Here is a 25,258-nt window from a genome sequence, read left to right as displayed (position 1 = left end):
GACGAGCCGGAGGTAAAACACGCCGTGGCGCGACTTGAACAGGTGGGGCAGCTTGTGCATGCGGGCGGCGGCTCACAAGATGGCTCACCGCGCGCGCAAAGACAAAGGCCCGCGTCTCTTTCGAGAGCGGGCCTTCGCGTAATGATGGTGGCGAATCAGGGATTCGAACCCCGGACCTGCGGATTATGATTCCGTCGCTCTAACCGACTGAGCTAATTCGCCAACAGAAGAAAGATTATGCAGAAGGCTCAGAACCCTGTCAACAACTTTTGTCGAAGAATTTTCACGAAGCGGCCGGGACGCCCCCGGCCCGGCTTCTCCTGGTCCTGTCTCAGTCCTGCGAGTAGATGTTGGAGCCCTTCGTCTCCTTGACGAACAGCAGCCCGATCACGAAGGTCACCAGCGCGATCACGATCGGATACCAGAGCCCCGAGTAGATGTTGCCCTTGGCCGCCACGATCGCGAACGCGGTGGCCGGCAGGAAGCCGCCGAACCAGCCGTTGCCGATGTGATAGGGCAGGGACATCGACGTATAGCGGATCCGTGTCGGGAACATCTCCACCAGCATCGCCGCGATCGGCCCATACACCATGGTCACGAAGATCACCAGGATGGTCAGCACCACGATCGCCATCGGCCAGTTGATCTGCGAGGGATCGGCCTTGGCCGGGTAGCCGGCGCCCTTGAGCGTCGCGGCCAGCGTCTTGTCGAACGCGCCGGCCTTCGCCTTGGCGTCCGCAGCCTTGCCGTCGTAGGTGTCCACCGCGACGTCGCCCACCTTGATCTGCGCGAGCGTGCCCGCCGGCGCGGCCACGTTCTCGTAGTTCAGGCCGGCCTTCGAGAGGGCCGCCTTGGCGATGTCGCAGGAAGTCGTGAACTTCGCCGTGCCGACCGGGTTGAACTGGAACGAGCATTCGTCCGGGTTCGCGATCACGGTGATCGGCGCCTTCTGCGTGGCCGTTTCCAGCGCCGGATTCGTGTAGTGCGTGAGCGCCTTGAACAGCGGGAAGTAGGTCAGCGCGGCGATCAGGCAGCCGGCCAGGATGATCGGCTTGCGGCCGATCCGGTCCGACAGCGAGCCGAAGAACAGGAAGAAGGGCGTGCCGATCAAGAGCGCCACGGCGATCAGGATATTGGCCGTGGTGCCGTCCACCTTCAGCGTCTGCGTCAGGAAGAACAGCGCGTAGAACTGGCCCGTGTACCAGACCACCGCCTGGCCAGCGGTCAGCCCGACCAGCGCGAGGATCACGATCTTCAGATTGCGCCATTGGCCGAAGGCTTCGGTGAGCGGCGCCTTCGAGGTCTTGCCCTCGGCCTTGATGCGCATGAACACCGGCGATTCGTTCAGCTGCATGCGAATCCAGACCGACACGGCCAGCAGCAGGATCGAGGCGATGAACGGGATGCGCCAGGCCCAGGCGCCAAAGCTCTCCTCGCCCACCAGGGTGCGCACGCCGACGATCACCAGCAGCGACAGGAACAGGCCGAGCGTCGCGGTGGTCTGGATCCAGGCGGTGTAGAAGCCGCGGCGGTTGGCCGGCGCATGCTCGGCCACGTAGGTGGCCGCGCCGCCGTATTCGCCGCCCAGCGCGAGCCCCTGCAGCAGCCGCATGGCGATGAAGATCACCGGCGCGGCGATGCCGATGGTGGCGTAGCCGGGCAGGAACCCGACCACGAAGGTCGAGATGCCCATGATCACGATCGTCATCAGGAAGGTGTACTTGCGGCCCACCATGTCGCCGAGCCGGCCGAACACGATCGCGCCGAACGGGCGCACCGCGAAACCGGCGGCGAAGCCGAGCAGGGTGAAGATGAAGGCGGCGGTCGGATTGACGCCGGAGAAGAAGCTCTTGCTGATGTAGGCCGCGAGCGAGCCGGCCAGATAGAAGTCGTACCACTCGAACACGGTGCCGAGCGAGGACGCGAAGATCACGCGTTTTTCGTCGCTCGTCATCGGCGAGTGCGAGATGTGTCCGCCTACAGTCGCCATGAGTCGTCTCCTGAATCTTGATATCGGTGTCGGTTCGCCATCCTGACGAACTGGCGTCGATTATTGGCGGGCAAACTTACGGAGGTCTGACTGGAGCGGGGATCAGGGTTTGTCGGGAGTGCTTCTCGCTTGTTCGGCGATCGTTGGGTGAACGTCGGCGATCGGTGGCCGATGTTCCGGCAACATCGCTGACGGCGCCTTGTGGGCCTGGCCGGCGGCGCTCGCCTCAGGGTTATTCCGGGGCGGCCTCGCGCAGCGCGAAGCTGACGCGCACCAGCGTGCCGGCCAGGCGCGGCGTGTCCTGGTAGACGTGGTCGTCGATCGCCAGCGCGCCACCGTGCTGGGTGACGATCTCGCGCACGATGGCCAGGCCCAGCCCGCTGCCCTCGCCGTCGCGGCCGAGGATCCGGTAGAAGCGTTCGAGCACGCGGCCGCGCTCGTGGGCCGGAATGCCGGGGCCGGTGTCTTCCACCTCGATGTGCGCGACGCCCGGCAGGCCGGCGCCGGCATTGTCGAAGGCGCGCACCACGGCGCCCGTCGCGTCGAGCCGCACGCCGGGCTCGACATGCAGGCGCACGGTGATCCGGCCGCCCTCGGGCGTGTAGCGGATCGCGTTGTCGATCAGGTTGCCGAGCATCTCGCGCAGCATCACGGCATGGCCGTCGATGATGGGCGCCAGCGCTTGAACGTCCTGGTCGTCCGGCCCCTCGTAGCCGAGGTCCATGCGCCTGGCGAAGGCGGCCTGCACCCAGTCGCGCACGGTCACGCGTGCCAGCGCGGCGAGATCGACCGGCTCGAAGCTCAGGCCGCTCGCGCGGTTCTCGGCGCGCGCCAGCGCCAGCAACTGGGTGACCAGGCGCGCAGCCTGCCCGGAGCTGGTGGCGATCTGCTCCAGCGAGCGCGCGACTTCGTCCGGCACCTCGTGGCGCAGCGCGAATTCGGCCTGGGTGCGCAGCCCGGCCAGCGGCGTCTTCATCTGGTGCGCGGCATCGGCGATGAAGCGCTTCTGCAGCGCGATGTTCTGTTCGAGCCGGCCGAGCAGGTCGTTGAACGAGGTGACCAGCGGCTCGATCTCGGGCGGCGCGCGCTGCGGATCGACGGGCGAGAGATCGTCGGGGCGGCGGTTGCGGATATGGGCCTGCAGCGCGGTCAGCGGCGCGAGCCCGCGCGACAGCCCGAACCAGACCAGCACGATGGCCAGCGGCAGGATCACGAACTGCGGCAGGATCACGCCCTTGATGATGTCGTTGGCCAGCGCGTTGCGCTTGTCCAGCGTTTCGCCGACCTGTACCAGCGCCGGCTGCGAGCCGCTCGAGCCGCCCAGCGCGACGGTGGTGTAGGCGACACGGATGTCGTTGCCGCGAAGGAGGTCGTCGCGGAACAGCACCACGCCGGGCGGCGGCCGGTCGTCGTCGCGCGGCAGCGGCAGGTCGGCCTCGCCGGCCACCAGCTCGCCGCGCGTGCCGAGCACCTGGTAATAGACGCTGTCGACATTGTCGGCGCGCAGCAGGTCGAGCGTGGCCTTGGGCAGCACCAGCTCGGCCACCCCGTTGACGGGCGTGATCTGCCGCGCGAGCACGTAGGCATCGGTTTCCAGCGCACGGTCGAAGGGGCCGTTGGCGATGGTCTTGGCGACCAGGTAAGTGACGGCGATGCTCATCGGCCAGAGCAGCAGCAGCGGCGCGAGCATCCAGTCGAGGATCTCGCCGAACAGCGAACGCGGGCGCGCCGCGTCGGCGGACTCGCCCTCGTCGGGCGGGGCAAACGGGTTTTCGTAGCGGGCGTCGCGTTCCGCGTCGCGCACGTCGGCCGGGCGGCGCGTGGCGTGCTTGCTGGTGCGGGCGGAACGAAGCGGCGTGGCCATGGCGGCGCGCTCGCGCGGCCCTTCAGCGCAGCGGCGAGGAGGGCGCCGGATGCTCCGGCGCGGCCGGCACCTCGGGCGCGACTGCGGCGCCCGATTCGGCCACGGCCTTCTCCAGGCAGTAGCCGAGGCCGCGCACGGTCAGGATCCGCACGCCGCTCGGCTCGATCTTCTTGCGCAGCCGGTGCACGTAGACCTCGATCGCGTTGTTGCTGACTTCCTCGCCCCATTCGCAGAGATGGTCGACCAGTTGCTCCTTCGAGACCAGTCGGCCGACGCGCTGCAGCAGCACCTCGAGCAGGCCGAGCTCGCGCGCCGACAGGTCCAGCACGCGCTCGTTGGCGTAGGCGAGCCGGCCGACCTGGTCGAAGCTCAGCGAGCCGTGGCGGATCACGGTCGGGCCGCCGCCGGCGCCGCGCCGGGTGAGCGCCCGCACGCGCGCCTCGAGTTCGTTCAGGGCGAAGGGCTTGGCCATGTAGTCGTCGGCGCCCAGGTCGAGCCCCTTGACGCGCTCGTCGACGCTGTCGGCGGCGGTCAGGATCAGCACCGGCAGCACCGAGTTGCGTGCGCGCAGGCGCCGCAGCACGTCGAGACCGGGCATCTTCGGCAGGCCGAGATCGAGGATCAGCAGGTCGAAAGTCTGCATCGACAAGGCGGTGTCGGCCTCGACGCCGCTCTTGACGTGATCGACGGCATAGCCCGATTGGCGGAGTGATCGGGTCAGGCCGTCCGCGAGTATGCTGTCATCTTCGGCAATCAGGATTCGCATGGTGCGTGGCCATCGGCCGGCGGCGCGCTGGAGAGGCGCCGGCGCGGGTGTCTCCGGAAGGTCTGGGTGGACTTGTGCGGAACCCGCAACTCGGGCTTGCACAAACCACTGTTTTTTTATACAGTGTCTGCATTCGTGCACCTAACGGCTAGTTAGGCCCGGTGCCCCCCAATCAGACGCTGCTCATCATAGCAAAGGACGATTCATGGAAGATAGCAAGAAAGGCGCCGGGATGACCGCGGAAAAGAGCAAGGCGCTGGCGGCAGCGCTTGCCCAGATCGAGAAGCAGTTCGGCAAGGGCTCGATCATGAAGCTCGGCGATGCCGAGGCCAAGGAAGACATCCAAGTGGTCTCCACCGGCTCGCTCGGCCTCGATATCGCGCTCGGCGTCGGCGGCCTGCCGCGCGGCCGTGTCGTCGAAATCTACGGTCCGGAATCGTCGGGCAAGACCACCCTCACGCTGCAGGTGATCGCCGAGATGCAGAAGCTCGGCGGCACGGCGGCCTTCATCGACGCGGAACACGCGCTCGACGTCCAATATGCATCCAAGCTCGGCGTGAACGTGCCGGAACTGCTGATCTCGCAGCCGGACACGGGCGAGCAGGCGCTCGAAATCACCGACGCGCTGGTGCGCTCGGGCTCGATCGACATGATCGTGATCGACTCGGTCGCGGCCCTGGTGCCGAAGGCCGAAATCGAAGGCGAAATGGGCGATTCGCTGCCGGGCCTGCAGGCTCGCCTGATGTCGCAGGCGCTGCGCAAGCTGACGGGCACGATCAAGCGCACGAACTGCCTGGTGATCTTCATCAACCAGATCCGCATGAAGATCGGCGTCATGTTCGGCAACCCGGAAACCACCACGGGCGGCAATGCGCTGAAGTTCTACGCCTCGGTGCGCCTCGATATCCGCCGGATCGGCTCGATCAAGAAGAACGACGAGGTGATCGGCAACGAAACCCGCGTCAAGGTCGTCAAGAACAAGGTCTCGCCGCCGTTCCGCGAATCGATCTTCGACATCCTCTACGGCGAAGGCATCTCGCGCCAGGGCGAAATCATCGATCTGGGCGTGCAAGCCAAGATCGTCGACAAGGCTGGCGCCTGGTACAGCTACAACGGCGACAAGATCGGCCAGGGCAAGGACAACGCGCGTGAATTCCTGCGCGAGAATCCGGACATCGCGCTCGAGATCGAGAACCGCATTCGCGAATCGCTCGGCGTGGCGGCCATGCCGCAGGAAGGCGCGGCCGGCCAGTCCGAAGCCGAGATCCTGGACGAAGAAGAGTGATGCGTCGGAGCCGGGGCTGCCCGGACGATTCGCCAGCCTCCTCGCCGCGCGAGCCTCGCGCGGGCGAAGGTGGGCCGGCCGATCGACCCGGGCCGGCGCTGGTTTCGCGCGAAGGGCGGCCGGCAGGTCGCCCGGAAACGAGGGCATCGGACGATGCCCTCGTTTCGTTTCAGCGCCCGCGGCGGGCAGCGGCCGATCCCGTGTACGCGAGCGACTCGGGCGATGCCGACGAATCCTTCGATGCGCATGACGTTGCCCGCGGCATCCGTGCCCGCAGCGTGCGTGCTGTGCGCGGGGAGGCGGGCAGGGCAGCGCCGGCTGTTTTTCCGGCTGATGCTGGCCCCTCATCGCAGCCTCGTCGACAGTCGACGGCCAGCCGGGTAGACGCAGTCGCCGGCCCGCGGCCCACGGCTTCGCAAGCCCCCGTTACCGGCGGCCGCCCGGCATCGTCGAGCCGTCGCCGCGCCGCCCCCGATCCCTTCGAGGCGCCCGCCGCGCCTACCCACTTCGAAAACGCCGACGGCGACCAGTATTCCCGCACCAGCGAACACGCCACGCGCCGCAACCGGCGCCGCACACGCGGCCCGTTCGACGAGCGCGATGCCCCGACGGCCTCCTCCGGCCAGGCAACCGAACCGGCAGGCGAATCGCCCCGCACCGAGCGGGAGCGCCCGACCCGCTCACTGAAGGGTCGCGCGCTCGGTTATCTGTCGCGACGCGAGTACAGCCGCAGCGAACTCGTGCGCAAGCTCGCTCCCTATGTGGGGGAGGGCGACGATCCCGAAGCGCTGCTCGACGCGCTCGAGCGCGAGGGCTGGCTGTCCGACGCGCGTTTCACCGAAAGCCTGGTGCACCGGCGTGCCTCGCGCCTCGGTACCGCGCGAATCCTCGGCGAGCTCAAGCGCCATGCCGTCGATTCGGAACTGGTGGAATCGGTCAGCGAGCAGTTGCGCGAAACCGAGTTCGGCCGGGCCCAGGCGGTCTGGCGCAAGAAGTTCGGCAGCCTGCCGGGCACGCCGGCCGAGCGCGCCAAACAGGCGCGCTTCCTGGCCGCGCGCGGCTTCACGAGCGCGACCATCGTCAAGCTGCTCAAGGGCGGCGAGGACGAATTCGGCGAGTTTTGAGGCTCGCCGGATCGCCGCGCTCACGCGGGTCCGACCCGTGATGCTGCACTGCATCCGCTTGCCAATGCGGGTCACACCGGATATTCGTGGCATCGCGACAAATACCCAATATGCTAAAATCCCCCGGTTTTCCAACTCGGCTTCAACCTTCCGCATGCCGTCATTCGAGCCCGTGTCACGCCAGTTGCGCCAGCCAGGCGCAGTCCCGGCGATCACCGACCAGTGCGGCGGCCGGCGAGGTGTCGTCACCGTTGCATCGTGTCGGCCGCATTGCGCGGCGGGTTCGATGAAGGTCACGCAGCCGGGCGGACAGCCGATCCATGAACCCAGGCCCAGCATGACCTCCGATCGCGAACCCCATGTCGTCGACGCCGCCGCGTCGTCCGGCCGGGCATTCTGTTCCGGTCGCAGCGAAGCCGCCATTCCCGCCTGCCGAGCCCACGTCGCTCACCTCTCCCCCGTCCTTTCCCCGCGCATCACGCCCCGATCCCCGGATCGCGTGCTCGCCGTCGGCTCGCGTGCTGCGCGGGCGGGCGGCCGTGATGCGGCGCGAAGCGGCGTGGCGCGGTGGTCACGAGGCGGCGCGCGACGCACGGCGGGCCGGCCGTTCATCCCGACATGGCTCGGCGCGAGCCCACCCGTGCCCGACGGCGCGGGTAGCGCGCACGAATGATCGGAAACATCAGTAGAAAGAAGCGACTGTCAATCGACTTTTAATCCAACTCTCAGACTGAAGGAATCACGCATGAAGATTCACGAGTACCAGGGTAAGGAAATCCTGCGGAAATTCGGAGTCGCGGTCCCGCGCGGCAAGCCGGCGTTCTCGGTTGAAGATGCCGTCAAGGTGGCAGAAGAGCTGGGCGGCCCGGTGTGGGTCGTGAAGGCTCAGATTCACGCGGGTGGCCGTGGCAAGGGCGGCGGCGTGAAGGTGGCGAAGTCGATCGAGCAGGTTCGCGAGTACGCGAGCCAGATCCTCGGCATGCAGCTCGTCACGCACCAGACCGGCCCGGAAGGCCAGAAGGTCAACCGCCTGATGGTCGAGGAAGGCGCCGACATCAAGCAGGAACTGTATGTCAGCCTCGTCGTCGATCGCGTGTCGCAAAAGATCGTCCTGATGGGTTCGAGCGAAGGCGGCATGGACATCGAGGAAGTGGCCGAGAAGCATCCGGAACTGATCCACCAGGTCATCGTCGAGCCGTCGACCGGCCTGCTCGATGCCCAGGCCGACGACCTCGCCGCGAAGATCGGCGTGCCGGCTGCCTCGATTCCGCAAGCGCGCGCGATCCTGCAAGGCCTGTACAAGGCGTTCTGGGAAACCGACGCGTCGCTGGCCGAAATCAATCCGCTGAACGTCTCCAGCGACGGCAAGGTCACCGCCCTCGACGCGAAGTTCAACTTCGACTCGAACGCGCTGTTCCGTCACCCGGAAATCGTCGCCTACCGCGATCTGGACGAAGAAGATCCGGCTGAAATCGAGGCCTCGAAGTTCGATCTCGCCTACATCTCGCTGGACGGCAACATCGGCTGCCTGGTGAACGGCGCCGGCCTGGCGATGGCCACCATGGACACCATCAAGCTGTTCGGCGGCGAACCGGCGAACTTCCTGGACGTCGGCGGTGGCGCGACGACCGAGAAGGTCACGGAAGCGTTCAAGCTGATGCTGAAGAACCCGGACCTGAAGGCAATCCTGGTCAACATCTTCGGCGGCATCATGCGCTGCGACGTGATCGCCGAAGGCGTGATCGCCGGCTCGAAGGCCGTGAACCTCGGCGTGCCGCTGGTGGTGCGCATGAAGGGCACCAACGAAGACCTGGGCAAGAAGATGCTGGCCGAGTCGGGCCTGCCGATCATCTCGGCGGACAGCATGGAAGAAGCCGCGCAGAAGGTCGTCGCGGCAGCCGCCGGCAAGTAAGCATCGTTGCATTGAACACGCATGGCGGCGCGATCAAACGCGACGCCTATCGAACAGAGGTCAATACATGTCGATTCTGATCAACAAAGACACCAAGGTCATCACGCAGGGCATTACCGGCAAGACTGGCCAGTTCCACACGCGCGCCTGCCGCGAGTACGCGAACGGCCGTGAGGCGTTCGTCGCGGGCGTGAACCCGAAGAAGGCCGGCGAGGATTTCGAAGGCATTCCGATTTACGCGAGCGTCAAGGAAGCGAAGCAGGAAACCGGCGCGACCGTCTCGGTCATCTACGTGCCGCCGGCAGGCGCGGCCGCCGCGATCTGGGAAGCCGTCGAGGCCGACCTCGACCTGGCGATCTGCATCACCGAAGGCATTCCGGTTCGCGACATGATCGAAGTGAAGGACCGCATGCGTCGCGAAGGCCGCAAGACGCTGCTGCTCGGGCCGAACTGCCCGGGCACGATCACGCCGGACGAACTGAAGATCGGCATCATGCCGGGTCACATCCACCGCAAGGGCCGCATCGGCGTCGTGTCGCGTTCGGGCACGCTGACCTATGAAGCGGTTGCCCAGCTCACGGCACTGGGCCTCGGCCAGTCGTCGGCGGTCGGTATCGGCGGCGATCCGATCAACGGCCTGAAGCACATCGACGTGATGCGCATGTTCAACGACGATCCGGACACGGATGCGGTCGTCATGATCGGCGAAATCGGCGGCCCGGACGAAGCGACGGCAGCCGAGTGGATCAAGGACAACATGAAGAAGCCGGTGGTCGGCTTCATCGCCGGCGTCACGGCGCCTCCGGGCAAGCGCATGGGCCACGCCGGCGCGCTGATCTCGGGCGGCGCCGATACGGCCGAAGCCAAGCTGGAAATCATGGACGCGTGCGGCATCAAGGTCACGCGCAATCCGTCGGAAATGGGTCGCCTGCTCAAGGCAGCGATCTGAGCGAGCACGCGGGATTCGTCCCGCCGTGTCGAAACGCCGGCCTCGCGCCGGCGTTTTTTTTGTTAGTCTGCAAGGCTTGTGTAATTTGGACGCGGCGCGTGGGGCCCTCGCATGACCGGCCCGGCGATGGCCCGCGTCGTCGCGCGTACCGCCGGCTCGCACCCGGTACGCTCCTCGCCCTCGCGGGCCCTCTGTCTCCAGCCTTCATCCATGATCGAATTCCTCACCACGCTCAACTGGGCCGCCGTCGTGCAGATCGTCATCATCGATCTGCTGCTCGGCGGCGACAACGCGGTCGTGATCGCGCTCGCCTGCCGCAACCTGCCCGACAACCAGCGCCTGCGCGGCGTGATCTGGGGCACCGTCGGCGCGATCGTGCTGCGCGTGGTGCTGATCAGCTTCGCGGTGCTGCTGCTCGACATCCCGTTCCTGAAGCTCGCGGGCGGCCTGCTGCTGCTCTGGATCGGCGCCAAGCTGATCGCGCCGGCCGAGGAAGGGCACGACGGCATCCAGGGCGCCGACCGGCTGTGGGCGGCGGTGCGCACCATCATCGTGGCCGACGCGGTGATGAGCATCGACAACGTGATCGCGATCGCCGGCGCGGCCGAACGCGCCGATCCGCAGCACCGGCTCGCGCTGGTGATCTTCGGGCTGGTGGTCAGCATCCCGGTGATCGTCTGGGGCAGCACCCTGGTACTGAAGTTGCTCGATCGTTTCCCCGTCATCGTGATCCTCGGCGCCGCGCTGCTCGGCTGGATCGGCGGCGGGCTCATCATCGGCGATCCGGTGCTCGACCGCTGGCCGCAGCTCGACGCGCCGGCCCTGGTGCATGGCGCGAGCATCGCCGGCGCGCTGCTGGTGGTGGCGATCGGGCTCTGGTGGAAGCGGCGCCGCGCCGCCAAGGCGCACTGAGCGCGAGCCCTCGCGCCCCGCATGCGCGGCGCTGCCGCAGCCATCCGGCATAGGCCTTCCGGCCGACTGCCCGGCGCGCGACGTGCTGGCTAGGATCGACAGGTCTGCCCAAGCGGCAGGCCTGTTTCGTATCCGGAGCCTTTCATGTTCGAAGCCTTGTCCCTTGCCCTGTTCCAGCAGTTGTCGCGGCGCCTCTGCGCCAGGCGGATCCGCCCGCGCTCGCGCGGCCTTGCACGAACGCGGGAGGGCCCGGGCGGCTTCACGCTGATCGAATTGATGATCGTGCTGGCCATCGTCGGCGTGGTGGCCGCCTACGCGATTCCCGCGTACCAGGATTACCTGGCCCGCAGCCGCGTGGGCGAGGGCATTGCGCTGGCCGCCTCGGCGCGGCTGGCGGTGGCCGAGAACGCGGCGAGCGGCACGGCCTTCTCGGGCGGTTACGCCTCGCCGCCCGCCACGCGCAATGTCGAATCGATCGAGGTGGACGACACGTCCGGCCAGATCCGCATCGCCTACTCCACGCGCGTGGCCCCGGCCGGCTCGAATACGCTGGTGCTGGTGCCTTCGGCGCCCGACAACGCCGAGGCGCCCACGGGACGCGTGGAACTCGCGCAGGGCACGGTACAGGCCGGCTCGATCACCTGGGAGTGTTTCGCCGCGGGCAAGGGCGCTTCGTCCCTGCCGGCGCCGGGTTCGGGGCCGGTACCGGCCGAGGCGCCGACGCTGGCCGGCAAGTTCGCGCCGCCCGAGTGTCGTGCTTGAATGGCTGGCCTGAGGGGTTGTTTGAGCGGCTTGCCCTGAGCGCGCCGGCGGTCGGTAAATGGGGGCGGACCTGCGTTCCGCCTGCCGCCGGCTGTCGATGTGCCGACAGATCCGCACGCGGGCGACTCAGCGGGGGAAATTTTTTGTATAGTGCGCCGGTTGCTGACATCCGGTTCGCTCATGCCTTCTTCCGTCCTGCGTTCTTTATCGCTGATTGCGCTAGCCGTTGCCCTGATCCTGCCGTACGCGGTCACCAACCATACCTATCCGATCCCGACGTTCTATTCCGAGTTCACGGCGTTCGGCCTGTACGCGCTGCTCGGCGTGATCGTCACGCTGATGCTGCGCGGCGAGCGAGCGGTTCGGCCGTTCGCCGCGCCGCGCGCGTGGACCGCGCCGCTCGCGTTCGGCGCGGTGCTGATCGCGCAGACCGTGCTGCTGCCGCTGTCGCAGCCGTCGATGAACTGGCTCGCGCTCGGTTACCTGCTGGCCGCGCTGGTCGCGATGCAATCGGGTTACCTGCTCGGCCGGATCCATTCGGTCGAGACCGTCACGCGCATGATGGCCGGCGCGCTGATCGTGGGTGGCGTGTTCGCGGTCGGCTGCCAGGTGGTCCAGTTGCTGCACCTCGAGCACACGTTCTCGCCCTTCGTGGTCAGCTACGGCGTGCTGGTCGATCGCCGGCCCTACGGCAACATGGCCCAGGCGAACCATCTGGCCACCTATATCGCGTTCGCGCTGGCCAGCACGCTCTACCTCGCGCAGTCGCGGCGGCTGCCGGCCTGGGGCTGGCTGCCGCTGTCGATCCTGCTGTCGGCGGGGTTGGCCTTCACCGTCTCGCGCGGGCCCTGGCTGCAGGTGGCGGTGATGGTGGTGGCGGGGCTGTGGGCGGCGTTCGCCGCCGCCCGGCGCGGGCAGGGGCGCGGCGCGGCCTGGCTTTATCCGCTCGCGCTGGCGGCCGTGTTCGTGATCGTCAATATCGTGGTGCGCTGGGCCAACGTCCACTATCACCTCGGGCTCGCCGAATCGGCGGCCGAGCGCATGCGCGATGCCGGGCAGATCGCGCCGCGCCTGGCGCTGTGGAAATACGGGCTGACCATGTTCCGCGAGCATCCCTGGCTCGGCGTGGGCTGGGGCGAGTTCCCGCTGCACCAGTTCGAGCTGGTGCGCACGCTCGGCGGCGTCGAGATCGCGAACAATTCGCACGACATCTTCATCGACCTGCTGGCCAAGTCGGGCGTGCTCGGGCTCGGCGTGCTGCTGGTCGCGCTGCTGCTGTGGCTGGCGCGCGCGCTGCGCGTGCCGCACACGGTCGAGCGTATCTACGGGCTCGCCCTGATCGGCGTGCTGCTGATGCATGCGCTGGTCGAGTATCCGCAGCAATACACCTTCTTCACGCTGCCCGCGATGTTCGTGATCGGGCTGCTCGAGACACAGCCGCTGCGCATGCTGCCGGGGCGCATCGCGCATGGCGTGTTCGCGATCGTGTCGGTGGCTGCCTTGCTGGCGCTGTACCCGGTGCTGCGCGATTACCAGCGTGCCGAGGTGCTGTACTACGGCTCGAACCCGGCCGAGCAGTATCGCGCCGCGCCGTCCTTCCTGTTCGGCGCCTGGGGCGAATACGGCGCGGCCACGCTGATGCCGATCTCGCGCGACGACCTGCCCGCGAAGCTGGCCGCGCATCAGCGTGCGCTCGCGCTGTTGCCGGGCGAGACGGTGCTGCGTCGCTACGCGGTGCTCGAGGCGCTGGACGGCCGCGAGGGCGATGCGCTCGACACCGTCGCGCGCCTGAAGATCTTCGCGGAGGAATTGCACGACTGGCCGACGCAACTGGCGGCGCTCTACAAGCTCGTCGACGCGCAGCCGTCGCTCACCGGGTTCCGGCAATCGCTGGTGTCGCGCTACGGCAAGCCGGCCGGCGCGGCCAGCGAGGACGAGGACGACAGCGACGATTCCGACGACTGAGTCCATGGCTCGCGGTCGAAAATGGCGCGCGACGCGCCAATCGACCCACGGCAAGCCCAAGCGGCCCGCACCCATCACCCCCCGGCGGTGGCAGGTGCGGGCCGCTTCGTTTCCGGCAGCGAGCGCCATCGCGAAACCTTCCGTTGCCGAGATATCGAAGCGCATTGCACCGCTTTCCGGCACGATTCCTACAAACATCGTCAACTTGGCCGCCGATTCGGTCCCCTCGGCCGAAGCTGTCGCTTCGCTTCGGTTATGCTGACGATCGGCAATCCGCAGCGCCGACATTCATAACCTGGGAGGATCACGATGAAGATTCGTACTGGCCGTGCCGTGGCAGCCGGCATCCTGATCGGCCTGTCGCTGACGGCGACGGGCGCTGACGCGCAACTGGGCGACATGCTCAAGCAGGCCGGCGGTTCGGCCACGCAGAACTCCGGCGGCCTGGCCGGCAATCTCGGTGGCCTGGGCGGGGCACTCGGCGGCGGTGGTTCGTCGCTGATGCCGTCCAGCCTCGGCAACGTGGCCGGCGTGCTGCAGTTCTGCATCCAGAACCAGTATCTGGGCAGCGGCGGCGCGAGCTCGGTGAAGGACCAGTTGCTGGGCAAGCTCGGCGGCAATCCGCAATCGGATAGCGGCTTCACCAGCGGCAGCAACGGCATCCTCGACGGCGGCAACGGCAAGACGCTGGACCTGAGCGGCGGCGGCCTCAAGCAGCAGCTGACCAAGCAGATCTGCGACAAGGTGCTGACGCAAGCCAAGTCGATGCTGTAAGCTCGACAGGCGCGGCAAGGCATCACGCCGCCACGAACAGACCACGCGGCGCCGATGCGCGCGAGGCGGCCCGGCAACCTGGGCGGCCTCGCGTGCACCGGCGCCGCTCTGCCGATCGCGACCGACCAACGCGACGCAAATACCCCGGGGAAGCCACGCCATGATCCGCCACGCGAAGACGCTCGCCGTGCCGCTCGTTGCCCTGCAACTGGCCGGCTGCGCGATGTTCCTGCCGCACGACAATACGCTGTCCTGCACGATTCCCGTCGCCGTCTATCCCGACGACGCGCGTCCCATCGACCGCGAGATGACGGTGCTGGTGCGCGCGCTGATCACCGCCTCGGGCGAGCCCGAGAACGTCACCATCACCACCAGCAGCCGCAATGCCGCCGCCGATCGCGCCGCCGTGGCGGCCATGTCGCACGCGCGTTGCACGCAGAAGGCCGCCTATGGCGGCAAGCCCTCGCCGTTCACGCTGACGCAGCCGTTCGTATTCGAGCCCGGCGTGGGGCAGCCGAAGTAGGGCGAGGCGGCCCGGGCAAGCATCACGATTTCGACGATCACTCTCGAAGTCGAATCAGGAAAATGAAATACACGATCGCATTCCTGAAGGTCGCCGGAAAGCGACTGCATGGAAATTCGAAGATCGTTGCCGCCGATTATTAAACCTGTAATCAAGTCGGATCGATGACGCCGTGAATGCGTTGTATCACGGCGACATCGGTAATCGCCTCGAAAGTTCCAATCTTTAAAATCGCCCCCGAAGCAGAAAGAGAAGCGCATTACCACTCCACCAAGCATCAGCGCTCCATTCGGGGAATACATGAAAATAGCAAGGACGCTCGTCCCGGCATTGCTGGCCATGTCGGCCGGCGCGGCGTATGCACAGAGCAGTGTCACGCTGTATGGCACGATCGACGAGGGCTTCGATTACATCAGCAACGAAGCGGGTCATTCGAATTACACGCTGTCGAGCAATATCCGGCAACTCGGCAATCGCTGGGGCTTGAAGGGCAGCGAGGATCTCGGTGGCGGCCTGCATGCGGTGTTTAGGCTCGAGAACGACTTCGGTCTCAATAATGGCGCCCTGGTCCAGAGCGGCGTGATATTCGGCCGGCAGGCCTATGTCGGTCTTTCGTCGGATCGACTCGGCACGATCGCGCTGGGCAGGCAATACGATTCCGTGGTCGATTACGTCGCGCCGCTGAGCGCGGCCGGCAGTTGGGGCGGTGGCCTGTTCGGGCATCCCTTCGACGCCGACAACCTCGACCAGAGCTTCAGCATCAACAACGCGGTCAAGTACACCAGCGCCGAGTACTCGGGCGTGCAGTTCGGCGGCCTGTACGGCTTCAGCAACCAGGCCGGCCAGTTCGCCGGCAATCGCGCCTGGAGCGTCGGCGCGCGCTATCGCGGCGGCCCGCTCACGGCGGCGGCGGCCTACATGAACGTCGACGGGGAAGACCTGAATGCGTCGGGCGCGGTGGTGGGCTCGATCTACCACGCGGGCACGCAGCGGGTGGCCGCCGCGGGCGCCAGCTATGTGTTCGGCGCTGCCACGCTGGGCCTGGTGTATACGCACACGAATCTGTACGCGGCGCCGCGCGACGGCCTGCTGCGCGACATCAGGTTCGACAACGTGGAATTCAACGCGAAGTATGACTTCAGCTCGGCCTGGTACGTGGCAATGATGTACCTTTACACGAATGCATCGATCGAGGTGCTGCGCAGCAACAGCCATCCGCACTTCAACGAGATCGGTGCGACGGCGGGGTATCACCTCTCGCGGCGCACCGAGGTCTATGTGCAGGGGCTGTATCAACACACCTCGGGGAACCAGTTCGCGTCGATTGCCGACCTCACCGACTCTTCCTCGCGCAACCAGACGGTGGCGCGCGTGGGCATCCGCACGGCGTTCTGATCGCCGGGCAGGACGAACGAATCGCGCCGCTCGCGGCGCGATTCGTCCATCAACGGCCTGTCAGCCCTCCACCTTCCAATCCCCCGACTTCCCGCCTTTCTTTTCGACCACCCCCACCTCGCCGATCACCATCCCGCGATCGACCGCCTTGCACATGTCGTAGACGGTGAGCAGGCCGACCTGCACGGCGGTCAGCGCTTCCATCTCCACGCCGGTGCGCCCGAGCGTCTCGACCCGGGCCGTGCAGCGCACGCCGGGCAGCGCCTCGTCGAATTCGAAGTCGACCGCCACGCGCGTGAGCGCCAGCGGGTGGCACAGCGGAATCAGGTCCGAGGTGCGCTTGGCGCCCTGGATCGCCGCGATGCGCGCCACGCCGATCACGTCGCCTTTTTTCGCGCGGCCGTCGCGGATCAGCGCGAGCGTGTCGGGCAGCATCCGGATCGCGCCGCGCGCGATCGCGATGCGTCGCGTTTCCTGTTTGTCGCCGACATCGACCATGTGCGCATGGCCGGCCGCGTCGAAGTGGGTGAGTCCTGGCATGAGTCGCTCCTGAGCTGGGCGCCCATCATAGCAGCGCGCGCCGCCAGGCCTGGGCGCCAGTACAATGTCAGCCGATATCGCCAACCCAGATTCCGGGATTCAGACCCGAACCCACGCCCGAGTCCGCCGCGTTCGATGCCGTCCATGCCGCGTGTCCGCTCCCTGCTCGCCGTCTCGTTGTCGGCCGTGCTCGCCCTGCCGCCGGGCAGTCACGCGCAATCGTCGCGGCCGGCCCAAGCGGCTTCGTCGCCGGTCGTGGCCACTTCGCCCGCGGCCGGCGCCGCGCGCCTGCCGGGCGTGCTCGACGGCATCTCCACGGCGCCCGCCATCCCTGACGAAATCGCGCCGGGCGTATTCGGCACCTACGGCGGCGAGCGCGCGCGGCTGGCGGGCACGCCCGGCGCGCCGGCGCCCAGCCTGCGCAGCCCGCTGCAGAGCCAGCAACTGCCCAACCTCGGCGACGGCTCCGGCGGCGCGCTGACCCCGCAGGCCGAACGCCGGCTCGGCGAGCGCGTGATGCGCGAGGTGCGGCGCGATCCCGACTATCTCGACGACTGGCTGGTGCGCGACTACCTGAACTCGGTCGCGGCCCGGCTCTCGGCCGCCGCCGCGGCCCAGTTCATCGGCGGCGATCGTCCCGACTTCGACCTGTTCCCGATGCGCGATGCGCAGATCAACGCGTTCTCGCTGCCCGGCGGTTTCATCGGCGTGAACAGCGGATTGGTGATCATGACGCGCACCGAATCCGAACTCGCCTCGGTGCTGGGCCATGAAATGGGCCACGTGCTGCAACGGCATATCGCGCGCATGCTCGGCGCCAGCGAGAAGACCGGCTACGCGGCGCTGGCCTCGATGCTGATCGGCGTGCTGGCCGGCGTGCTGGCACGCAGCGGCGATCTCGGCAGCGCGATCGCGCTGGGCGGCCAGGCCTACGTGGTCGACAACCAGCTGCGCTTCTCGCGCGGCGCCGAACGCGAGGCCGATCGCGTCGGCTTCCAGTTGCTGACGGCGGCCGGCTACGATCCCTACGGCATGCCGGGCTTCTTCGAGCGCCTCGATCGCTCGACCCTGGGCGACGCCGGCGTGCCCGAGTACGTGCGCACCCACCCGCTCACCATCGACCGGCTCGCCGACATGGACGACCGCGCGCGCCGCGTGCCCTATCGCCAGCCGCGCCAGGCGCCGGAATACGTGTTCGCGCGGGCGCGGCTGCGGATCCTGCAGAACCGCTCGCCGTCCGACGTTGCCAACGAGGTGCGCCGCATGCGCAGCGAGATCGACGACCGGGTCGCGCCGAGCGTGGCGGCGAACTGGTACGGCATCGCGCTGGGGCAGATGCAACTCGGCAACTTCGGCGAGGCGGACACGGCGCTGGCGAGCGCGCGCGAGCGTTTCGTCCACATCCAGCAGGACGAGGGCGCGACCGTGCTGAGCACGCCGAGCCTGGACGTGCTGGGCGCCGAGATCGCGCGCCGCGCCGGCCGCACCGACGAGGCGCTGCGGCTCGCGCAACTGGCGCAGCAGCGCTGGCCGGGTTCGCACGCGGCGATCATCGCGCATCTGCAGGCGCTGCTGGCCGCCGGGCGATTCCGCGAGGCGCAGCTCATGGCGCGCACGCAGGCCGAATCGGATCCGCGCCAGCCCGACTGGTGGCGCTACCTGGCCCAGGCGGCGCAGGGCAGCGGCGACGCGATCACGCGGCGGCGCGCGCTGGCGGAAAAGCTCGCGCTCGACGGCGCCTGGCCCTCGGCGATCCGCCAGCTGCGCGAGGCGCGCGACGACAAGGCGGTGAGCTTCTACGAGCAGTCGATCATCACGGCGCGGCTGCACGACTTCGAGCAGCGCTACAAGGAAGAGCAGAACGACAAGGAGGACGAGCGCGGCTAGACGTGCCGCGCCCGAGGCGGATTCCGGCTCAGCCGGCGGCGCGCGCGGCCGGGCTCGCGACGAAGGCGAAGCGGGCCGGCACCTCGTCGCGGCCGATCGGGGCCAGCGCGAGATCGACGCCGGGCCGCCAATGGAAGCGGCCGCCCGTGCCCTGCTCGTCGAGCGTGGCGTGATCGGCGAACAGGCCGAGGTCGTGGTCGTGCAGGGCAGCCACGCGCGGCGGCGTCGACGCGTCGGAGAACAGCACGCCGCCCTGGTCGTCGAGCCAGGCGTCGGCCGGCTCGAAGGCCTGGCCGGTCTGGTCGGTCAGGCTCGGCACGCCATGCTCGTCGATCGCCAGGCGCACGATCCAGGGCGTGTAGGCCAGCTCGACGTAGACGCGCTGCGGCCCGTTCTGGAAGAACCATTGCCCTGCTTCATCACGCTCGTAGTTGCGCGCGATGAAGGCGATCAGCGCGGCATGGCGGATCGCGGTGCCGGGCGCGCCGGCGGCCTGGGTGGCCTCGTCGCGCATGCGCCAGTCGCCGCGGCGGTCGAGCAGCAGCCAGCCCGTGCAATGCGGGACGTTGGGCCATTTGGCCAGTGCCTGGCGAACGATCTCATCCATGGTCGAGGAAGCGGGAAACGAAGCCGAATACGCGCAGCGGCAGCCAGTCGGCCTGGCCCGGGAAGGGCCCGGTCATGAAGCCGACGTGGCCGCCGTGCTCGGGCTGGTCCAGCTCGACCGCGCGCGACACGTCGGCCGGGCCGGGCAGCGCGGTGGCCGGCAGGAACGGGTCGTTGCGGGCGTTGAGGATCAGGGTGGGAATCTCGATGCCGGGCAGCTTGGGCCGCACCGTGGCGCGCGTCCAGTAGTCGTCGGCGCCCGCGAAGCCGTGCAGCGGCGCGGTGACGATGTCGTCGAACTCGTGCATGGTGCGCGCGGCCAGCATCGCGCGCCGGTCGAAGATGCCGGGATGCTGGGCGAGCTTGGCGAGCCCCTTGAGCTTCAGCGTCTTCAGGAAGGAGCGCGTGTAGACCATCGAGAAGCCCTGCGAGATGGCCCGGCCGCCGGCGTGAACGTCCAGCGGGGTCGACACCGCGGCGGCGGCCGCCACCAGCGAGCGGTTGCCGCGCCGCTCGCCGAGCCAGTGCAGCAGCACGTTGCCGCCGAGCGAGACGCCCACCGCGAACAGCGGGCCGCGATGCCGGGCGGCGAGCCGGCGCAGGATCCAGTCGACCTCGTCGGCGTCGGCCAGGTGGTAGAAGCGCGGCAGCCGGTTCAGCTCGCCGCTGCAACTGCGGAAATGCGGCACCACGCCGTGCCAGCCGAGGTCGCGCGCGGCCGCCATCAGCAGGCGCGCGTAGCGGGAATCGGAATTGCCCTCGAGTCCGTGGAATACCACCACCAGCGGCGCCTCGGGCGAGGGCTCGCCGCCGGCGACGCCGCCGAGCGGGTGGGTGACCCAGTCGAGATCGATGAAGTCGCCGTCGGGCGTGTCCCAGCGCTCGCGCCGGTAGCTCACCTCGGGGCGGCGGCCGAACAGCGCCGGGAAGATCGTCTGGGCGTGATTGGAGGGCAGCCAGCGCGGGGCCACGTAGCGCAGCAGCTCGGCGGCGGGCTGCGCGAGCCCGGTGAGCGGCGACGGCGGTGTATCGGTACTCATCGCGCGCGTGCCGGCCTCAGTGCAGCGGGCCCTGGCCGTGGCGAATCTTGGCGGCGAACTGGCTGGCGGCCTGGTCCGGGATCGGGCTGGCGTGGATATGGGCGATCCGCCATTCGCCGCGCTCGTGGATCATCACGTAGGTGGCGAACACCATGTCGGGCTCGCTGCCGCCGTCGGCGTACTGATGGGCTTCCGCGACCGTGTAGACCACCGTGCCGAGGCTGTCGTAGACGCGGATGTCGAGCGGCTCGATGGTCACCGGGCGCGCCGTCATGCGCTGCGCGAAGCCGCTGCGGATCTGCTCGAGGCCGTGCAGGTGCGCGCCGTCGGACCAGATGCAGCTCGCGAAATCCTCGTCGATCCACAGGACCATCAGGGCGTCGAGGTTCGCGTCGGCGACCGACTGGTAGTAGGCGTTCAGCGTGTCGGCGGCGGCTTCGAAGAGGCGGGCAAAACGTGGCATCGGGTTTATCTCTCGCGCAAGGCGCGCTATTACAAGGCAGCGGCCGAGAGGCCGCCTTCGCAAGTACCGCAATGACTGTCTCGAACGCGCGCCGGGCCGGGCCGCGGCCCGGCTCTCCTCAGCGCTGGCCGACCAGCATGCCGCGCAGGTCGGCGAAGACCTGCTCCGGGCTCAGCTCGCGCAGGCAGTTCAGGTGGCCGAGCGGGCATTCGCGCTGGAAGCAGGGGCTGCATTCGAGCTGCAGCCATTGTACCTTTGCCAGATCCGAGAGCGGCGGAGTGTGGCGCGGATCGGTCGAGCCATAAAGCGCGACCAGCGGGCGTCGCAGCGCGGCGGCCACGTGCATCAGGCCCGAATCGTTGGTGACCACCGCGTTGGCGCGCGCGATCAGCGCGCAGGCCTCGGACAGCGAGGTCTGCCCGCACAGGTTGCGCACGCCGGGGGCCTGATCGGCGATCGCCTGCGCGGCCGGCGCATCCTTGGGCGAGCCCAGCGCGATCATCTGCGTATAGGGGAAGGATTGGCCGACGATCCTCGCCAGCGCCGCGAAATGCTCGGGCGGCCAGCGCTTGGCCGGGCCGTACTCGGCGCCGGGGCAGAACACGATCAGCGGCTTGCGTGTGTCCAGGTGGAAGCGCGTCGAGACGCGCGCGGTCTCGTTGAGGTCGGCCTCCAGGCGCGGCATCGGCAGGGACTTGAGCGCCTCGTCGAGCTTCGCGCCGGGCGCGTAGGCCAGCGCGGCGTAGAACGGCACCATCGGCGGACGCGAATCGCGCGCCTTGGGCGGGTTCGCGTGGCGCACGTTGAGCAGCGCGTAGCGCGACTCGCCGGTGTAGCCGATGCGCAGCGGGATCCCGGCCAGCCAGGGGATCAGCGCCGATTTCAGCGAATTCGGCAGCACGTAGGCAGCGTCGTAGCCGACCTCGCGCAGGTCGCTGGCCAGTTGCCAGCGGCGCAGCATCTGCAGCTTGCCGTGGGCCAGGTCGGTGGCGTGCACCTCGTGGATCTCGGGCATGCGCTCGAGCACGGGCGCGACCCAGCTCGGCGCGAGCGCGTCGATCACGATGCGGGGGTGCAGTTTCTTCAGCAGCGCGAAAAGCGGCTGCGCCATCAATGCGTCACCGATCCAGTTCGGTGCGATTACCAACGCGCGACGCATCAGGTCGATATCCGGTGTCTTGTTGAAGCGCGGCGCCGGGGCGCCGCGCTCGGGTTGCGGGGGGAAACGGTGGCGGCGGGGCGGCGCGAACTGCAAGGCAGCGACGCGCCAGGCACGCAGGCGGCGCGGGCGCGATGCTGCCGCGCGTACCGCGAGCGGCAGCCGCGAGCTTGGCCGCGCCGGGCGGGCCGCTCAGTGGCCGTGGACGACTTCGCCGTCGCGCAGCTTGTAGCGCGTGCCGCAATAGGGGCAGCGTGCCTCGCCGTGCGTGATGTCGATGAACACGCGCGGATGCGCGCTCCAGCGCGTCATTGCCGGGTTCGGGCAGTAGGCCGGCAGATCCTTGGCCGACAGTTCGACGAGCGGTCGTTCCTTGATTTCACTCATGGGGCGGTCTCTTGTTGCAATAAGGGGGCGAGCGCGGCGCGCATCTCGCCGTTGCCCGACACGATAGCGAAAAAACCGGCGGCGCGGCGCGTTCGTGCGCAAGCCGGGTCGATCGCCGGCCGTGGCGGGCCGCGCAGGACCGGCATTTTAACGTCTTTTGCATCGGCAACGGTCTGCTCGGCGGGGTCCGGCGCTATAATCATCGGCACCATTCAACACCTGCAACACGGGAGGCAGCGCGGCCGCGCGCCCCCCGGTTCCTCGCGCCGCCCGGCGCCGTCCCATGCTCGCTCGCCTGTCCGCCTCCGATCGCTTCTCCTTCGTCCAGGGGGCGCGCGACTACGCGCCGACGCTCACCGCGATGTTGTCCTGGGGTCTCGTTACCGGTATTGCGATGAGCAAGTCGGTGCTGACCACCAACCAGGCGGTCTGGATGTCGCTGCTGGTCTACGGCGGCTCCTCGCAACTGGCGGTGCTGCCGCTGCTGGCCGCCAAGCTGCCGCTCTGGACGCTCCTCTTGACCGCCGCGATGGTCAACCTGCGCTTCGTGATCTTCAGCGCCGGCATGGCCCCGCATTTCTCCTACCTGCCGATGTGGCGGCGCGCACTGATCGGCTATTTCAACGGCGACGTCATCTACCTGCTGTTCATCCGGCAGGGTTTCGCGAGCGGGCATGTGCCGGGCAAGGAAGCCTATTTCTGGGGCATGGCGATCGTCAGCTGGCTGTCCTGGCAGGCCTCCTCGCTGGCCGGCATCGCGCTGGCCAGCGTGGTGCCCGACCAATGGGGGCTGGGGCTGGCCGGCACGCTCGCGCTGATCCCGATCATGGTCTCGGCGGTGGCCAACCGCTCGACGCTGGCCGCCGTGGTGGTGGCCGGCCTCGTCGCGCTGCTGGCGATCGAGCTGCCCTACCGGCTCGGCCTGCCGCTCGCGGTGCTGGCCGCGCTGGCCGCCGGCACGCTGGCCGACGTCTTCATCGAGCGGGCCGACTGGCGCCGCCTGCGCGCCGAGGTGCGGCCCCGCGATGCGCTCGACGCGAGCGAGGCCGGCCGCGACGGCGAGGGAGGCGCGCGATGAGCGACACCGCCCTGGTCTGGTGGACCATCGCCGGCATGACCGTGGTCACCGCGCTCACCCGCGCGCTGTTCCTGATCGGCGGCGAGCGCACCATGCTGCCCGAGCGTGCCCAGCGCGCGCTGCGCTACGCGCCGGCCGCGGCGCTGGTGGCGGTGGTGCTGCCCGACGTGCTGGAGACGCCGGCCGGCATTTCCTTCTCGCTGGCCAATCACGACTTCTACGCGGCCGCCGCGGGCCTGGCCTGGTTCCTGTGGCGGCGCAGCATGATCGGCACGATCGTGGTCGGCATGCTGGTGTCGACCGCGCTGCGCCTGATCATTTGACCCTTCGCCTCGAAGCCTTTCGATGCTGCACAGCAACATCGAAAGGCTTTGGCCAAATAGGGGGAATTCGCCGCGCGGCGGGGCAGGCCGCGGGATGGATCGGCTAGAATGGCCCTTTCCGGAAATCTCGAGCGTGTCGCACGGCCCAGCCCGGCCGTCAGGCGCCTGTCGACGGCAGCCCGCGCGCGATTTTTCAGCAACGCCTTCCTCATCAACCTTCAATCAGTCCCATGAGCCAAGTTAAGCGTCTTACCGACCTGATCGCCGAGGGCAAGGTCTCCGGCCAACGCGTCTTCATCCGCGCCGATCTGAACGTGCCCCAGGACGACCACGGCAACATCACCGAGGACACGCGCGTGCGCGCCTCGGTGCCGGCGATCCGGGCCGCGCTCGACGCGGGCGCCGCGGTGATGGTCACCTCGCACCTGGGCCGGCCGACCGAGGGCGAGTTCAAGCCCGAGGATTCGCTGGCGCCGGTCGCCAAGCGCCTGGGCGAGCTGCTCGGCCGCGAGGTGCCGCTGGTGGCGAACTGGGTCGAGAACGGCGTGAAGGTCGCGCCGGGCGAGGTGGTGCTGCTCGAGAACTGCCGCGTCAACAAGGGCGAGAAGAAGAACGACGACGCGCTGGCGCAGAAGATGGCCGCGCTCTGCGATATCTACGTCAACGACGCGTTCGGCACTGCGCATCGCGCGGAAGCCACCACCCACGGCATCGCCAAGTACGCCGGCATCGCCTGCGCGGGCCCGCTGCTGGCCGCCGAGCTCGACGCGCTGGGCAAGGCGCTGGGCAACCCGAAGCGTCCGCTGGTGGCGATCGTGGCCGGCTCCAAGGTATCGACCAAGCTGACCATCCTGAAGTCGCTGGCCGAGAAGGTCGACCAGTTGATCGTCGGCGGCGGCATCGCCAACACCTTCATGCTGGCCGCCGGCCTGGCGATCGGCAAGTCGCTGGCCGAGCCGGACCTGGTGGCCGAGGCCAAGGCCATCATCGACGCGGCGCGCGAGCGCGGCGCCTCGGTGCCGATCCCCTCGGACGTGGTGACGGCCAAGGAATTCGCGCCCACCGCGAAGGCCACCGTCAAGAAGGTCAACGAGATCGAGGCCGACGACCTGATCCTCGACATCGGCCCGGACACCGCTCGCGCGCTGGCCGGCCAGCTCGAGAAGGCCGGCACGGTGGTCTGGAACGGCCCGGTGGGCGTGTTCGAGTTCGACCAGTTCGGCAACGGCACCAGGACGCTCGCCGAGGCGATCGCCAACTCCCCCGCGTTCTCGATCGCGGGCGGCGGCGACACCCTGGCGGCCATCGCCAAGTACGGCATCCACGACAAGGTCAGCTACATCTCGACGGGCGGCGGCGCCTTCCTCGAGTTCCTGGAAGGGAAGACGCTGCCGGCGGTGGAAGTGCTCGAAACGCGCGCGGCCTGATGGCGGCGCACGGTCGCGCGAAGACGCGCCGGCAGGCGGGTGGGGCGGCGCGGGCACGCCCCGGCTCCCACGCTGGCGGGCGGCAAGGCCCCGAGGCTGGCCGCCCGGCCGCGATGGAACAGGACAT

25 protein-coding genes and 1 tRNA gene are annotated in these 25,258 nt (G+C 68.5%); 15 read left to right on the top strand and 11 right to left on the bottom strand.

Annotation, left to right across the window (positions count from 1 at the left end; translation table 11 throughout):
• Nucleotides 1–145 precede the first annotated feature (145 nt).
• The 4 genes from FB600_RS03315 to FB600_RS03300 form a co-directional block, all read right to left on the bottom strand.
• A tRNA-Met gene (locus tag FB600_RS03315) sits at nt 146–222 on the bottom strand.
• A 109-nt stretch (nt 223–331) separates the two neighbouring features.
• Nucleotides 332–1,990 carry an MFS transporter gene (locus FB600_RS03310; RefSeq protein WP_013699270.1) on the bottom strand — a complete coding sequence of 553 codons (1,659 nt, stop codon included), beginning with the start codon at nt 1,988–1,990 and terminating at the stop codon, nt 332–334.
• Between the two features lie 232 nt (nt 1,991–2,222).
• The gene (locus FB600_RS03305) at nt 2,223–3,854 is read right to left on the bottom strand and encodes a sensor histidine kinase (RefSeq protein WP_096750261.1); all 1,632 of its coding nucleotides are present in this window, start codon (nt 3,852–3,854) and stop codon (nt 2,223–2,225) included.
• A gap of 22 nt (nt 3,855–3,876) precedes the next feature.
• Nucleotides 3,877–4,620, bottom strand: coding sequence for a response regulator transcription factor (locus FB600_RS03300; RefSeq protein WP_096750262.1), 744 nt, complete (start codon nt 4,618–4,620; stop codon nt 3,877–3,879).
• Between the two features lie 205 nt (nt 4,621–4,825).
• On the opposite strand from FB600_RS03300, the gene recA reads away from it, so the two are divergent.
• The 11 genes from recA (at nt 4,826) to FB600_RS03245 (ending at nt 16,221) form a co-directional block, all read left to right on the top strand.
• Nucleotides 4,826–5,905 carry a recombinase RecA gene (recA, locus tag FB600_RS03295; RefSeq protein WP_013699267.1) on the top strand — a complete coding sequence of 360 codons (1,080 nt, stop codon included), beginning with the start codon at nt 4,826–4,828 and terminating at the stop codon, nt 5,903–5,905.
• On the top strand, nt 5,905–7,029 hold the full coding sequence (gene recX / locus FB600_RS03290; RefSeq protein WP_145756254.1) for a recombination regulator RecX: 1,125 nt from the start codon (nt 5,905–5,907) through the stop codon (nt 7,027–7,029). The genes recA and recX overlap by 1 nt, the downstream gene beginning before the upstream one ends.
• A 40-nt stretch (nt 7,030–7,069) precedes the next feature.
• Nucleotides 7,070–7,702, top strand: coding sequence for a hypothetical protein (locus tag FB600_RS37080; RefSeq protein ID WP_186021359.1), 633 nt, complete (start codon nt 7,070–7,072; stop codon nt 7,700–7,702).
• 57 nt (nt 7,703–7,759) lie between these two features.
• The gene (gene sucC / locus FB600_RS03280; RefSeq protein ID WP_308015976.1) at nt 7,760–8,941 is read left to right on the top strand and encodes an ADP-forming succinate--CoA ligase subunit beta; all 1,182 of its coding nucleotides are present in this window, start codon (nt 7,760–7,762) and stop codon (nt 8,939–8,941) included.
• Nucleotides 8,942–9,008: 67 nt separating this feature from the next.
• The gene (gene sucD / locus FB600_RS03275) at nt 9,009–9,890 is read left to right on the top strand and encodes a succinate--CoA ligase subunit alpha (protein WP_013699263.1); all 882 of its coding nucleotides are present in this window, start codon (nt 9,009–9,011) and stop codon (nt 9,888–9,890) included.
• A gap of 210 nt (nt 9,891–10,100) precedes the next feature.
• Nucleotides 10,101–10,802, top strand: coding sequence for a TerC family protein (locus tag FB600_RS03270; protein ID WP_096750264.1), 702 nt, complete (start codon nt 10,101–10,103; stop codon nt 10,800–10,802).
• Nucleotides 10,803–10,946: 144 nt separating this feature from the next.
• A complete protein-coding gene (locus tag FB600_RS03265; RefSeq protein ID WP_025096951.1) occupies nt 10,947–11,564 on the top strand; it encodes a pilin in 618 nt (205 codons plus the stop codon).
• A 180-nt stretch (nt 11,565–11,744) separates the two neighbouring features.
• Nucleotides 11,745–13,529 (top strand): PglL family O-oligosaccharyltransferase, encoded by a 1,785-nt coding sequence (locus FB600_RS03260; protein ID WP_096750265.1) that lies wholly within the window; start codon nt 11,745–11,747, stop codon nt 13,527–13,529.
• A gap of 309 nt (nt 13,530–13,838) precedes the next feature.
• Nucleotides 13,839–14,303 (top strand): DUF2501 domain-containing protein, encoded by a 465-nt coding sequence (locus tag FB600_RS03255; protein WP_013699259.1) that lies wholly within the window; start codon nt 13,839–13,841, stop codon nt 14,301–14,303.
• Between the two features lie 160 nt (nt 14,304–14,463).
• Complete coding sequence (locus tag FB600_RS03250; protein WP_145756253.1) at nt 14,464–14,826, top strand: TonB family protein; 363 nt, start codon at nt 14,464–14,466, stop codon at nt 14,824–14,826.
• A 300-nt stretch (nt 14,827–15,126) separates the two neighbouring features.
• On the top strand, nt 15,127–16,221 hold the full coding sequence (locus FB600_RS03245) for a porin (RefSeq protein ID WP_145756252.1): 1,095 nt from the start codon (nt 15,127–15,129) through the stop codon (nt 16,219–16,221).
• Between the two features lie 60 nt (nt 16,222–16,281).
• On the opposite strand, the gene moaC is transcribed toward FB600_RS03245, so the two are convergent.
• Nucleotides 16,282–16,761, bottom strand: a complete 480-nt coding sequence (gene moaC, locus FB600_RS03240) for a cyclic pyranopterin monophosphate synthase MoaC (protein ID WP_145756251.1) — start codon at nt 16,759–16,761, stop codon at nt 16,282–16,284.
• A gap of 144 nt (nt 16,762–16,905) precedes the next feature.
• Here moaC and FB600_RS03235 point away from each other — a divergent pair, with 144 nt between their 5' ends.
• Nucleotides 16,906–18,648: a M48 family metalloprotease gene (locus FB600_RS03235; protein WP_096750269.1), complete on the top strand. Its 1,743-nt coding sequence runs from the start codon at nt 16,906–16,908 to the stop codon at nt 18,646–18,648.
• Nucleotides 18,649–18,676: 28 nt separating this feature from the next.
• Here FB600_RS03235 and FB600_RS03230 read toward each other — a convergent pair whose 3' ends face one another.
• From FB600_RS03230 to FB600_RS03205, 6 genes are all read right to left on the bottom strand, one after another.
• Complete coding sequence (locus tag FB600_RS03230) at nt 18,677–19,255, bottom strand: DUF2946 family protein (RefSeq protein WP_098153633.1); 579 nt, start codon at nt 19,253–19,255, stop codon at nt 18,677–18,679.
• Nucleotides 19,248–20,294, bottom strand: a complete 1,047-nt coding sequence (locus FB600_RS03225) for a YheT family hydrolase (RefSeq protein ID WP_145756250.1) — start codon at nt 20,292–20,294, stop codon at nt 19,248–19,250. The genes FB600_RS03230 and FB600_RS03225 overlap by 8 nt, the downstream gene beginning before the upstream one ends.
• Before the next feature lie 16 nt (nt 20,295–20,310).
• Nucleotides 20,311–20,757, bottom strand: coding sequence for a nuclear transport factor 2 family protein (locus FB600_RS03220; protein WP_013699252.1), 447 nt, complete (start codon nt 20,755–20,757; stop codon nt 20,311–20,313).
• 118 nt (nt 20,758–20,875) lie between these two features.
• The gene (gene waaF, locus FB600_RS03215; RefSeq protein ID WP_013699251.1) at nt 20,876–21,916 is read right to left on the bottom strand and encodes a lipopolysaccharide heptosyltransferase II; all 1,041 of its coding nucleotides are present in this window, start codon (nt 21,914–21,916) and stop codon (nt 20,876–20,878) included.
• A 192-nt stretch (nt 21,917–22,108) separates the two neighbouring features.
• A complete protein-coding gene (locus FB600_RS03210) occupies nt 22,109–22,303 on the bottom strand; it encodes a zinc-finger domain-containing protein (protein ID WP_013699250.1) in 195 nt (64 codons plus the stop codon).
• Nucleotides 22,300–22,515, bottom strand: coding sequence for a hypothetical protein (locus FB600_RS03205; protein WP_124076505.1), 216 nt, complete (start codon nt 22,513–22,515; stop codon nt 22,300–22,302). Before FB600_RS03205 ends, FB600_RS03210 begins: the two co-directional genes overlap by 4 nt.
• A 71-nt stretch (nt 22,516–22,586) precedes the next feature.
• Between FB600_RS03205 and FB600_RS03200 the strand changes: the two genes are divergently transcribed.
• From FB600_RS03200 to FB600_RS03190, 3 genes are all read left to right on the top strand, one after another.
• On the top strand, nt 22,587–23,381 hold the full coding sequence (locus tag FB600_RS03200; protein WP_098153635.1) for an AzlC family ABC transporter permease: 795 nt from the start codon (nt 22,587–22,589) through the stop codon (nt 23,379–23,381).
• On the top strand, nt 23,378–23,704 hold the full coding sequence (locus FB600_RS03195; RefSeq protein ID WP_013699248.1) for an AzlD domain-containing protein: 327 nt from the start codon (nt 23,378–23,380) through the stop codon (nt 23,702–23,704). The genes FB600_RS03200 and FB600_RS03195 overlap by 4 nt, the downstream gene beginning before the upstream one ends.
• A 230-nt stretch (nt 23,705–23,934) precedes the next feature.
• Complete coding sequence (locus FB600_RS03190) at nt 23,935–25,131, top strand: phosphoglycerate kinase (protein WP_098153636.1); 1,197 nt, start codon at nt 23,935–23,937, stop codon at nt 25,129–25,131.
• Nucleotides 25,132–25,258: the final 127 nt, after the last annotated feature.

This window comes from Burkholderia sp. SJZ089, assembly GCF_007828315.1.
Taxonomy (GTDB): Bacteria; Pseudomonadota; Gammaproteobacteria; order Burkholderiales; family Burkholderiaceae; genus Burkholderia; species Burkholderia gladioli.
Note: the sequence above shows the minus strand (reverse complement) of the source record. Positions and strands in the feature narration are given on the sequence as shown.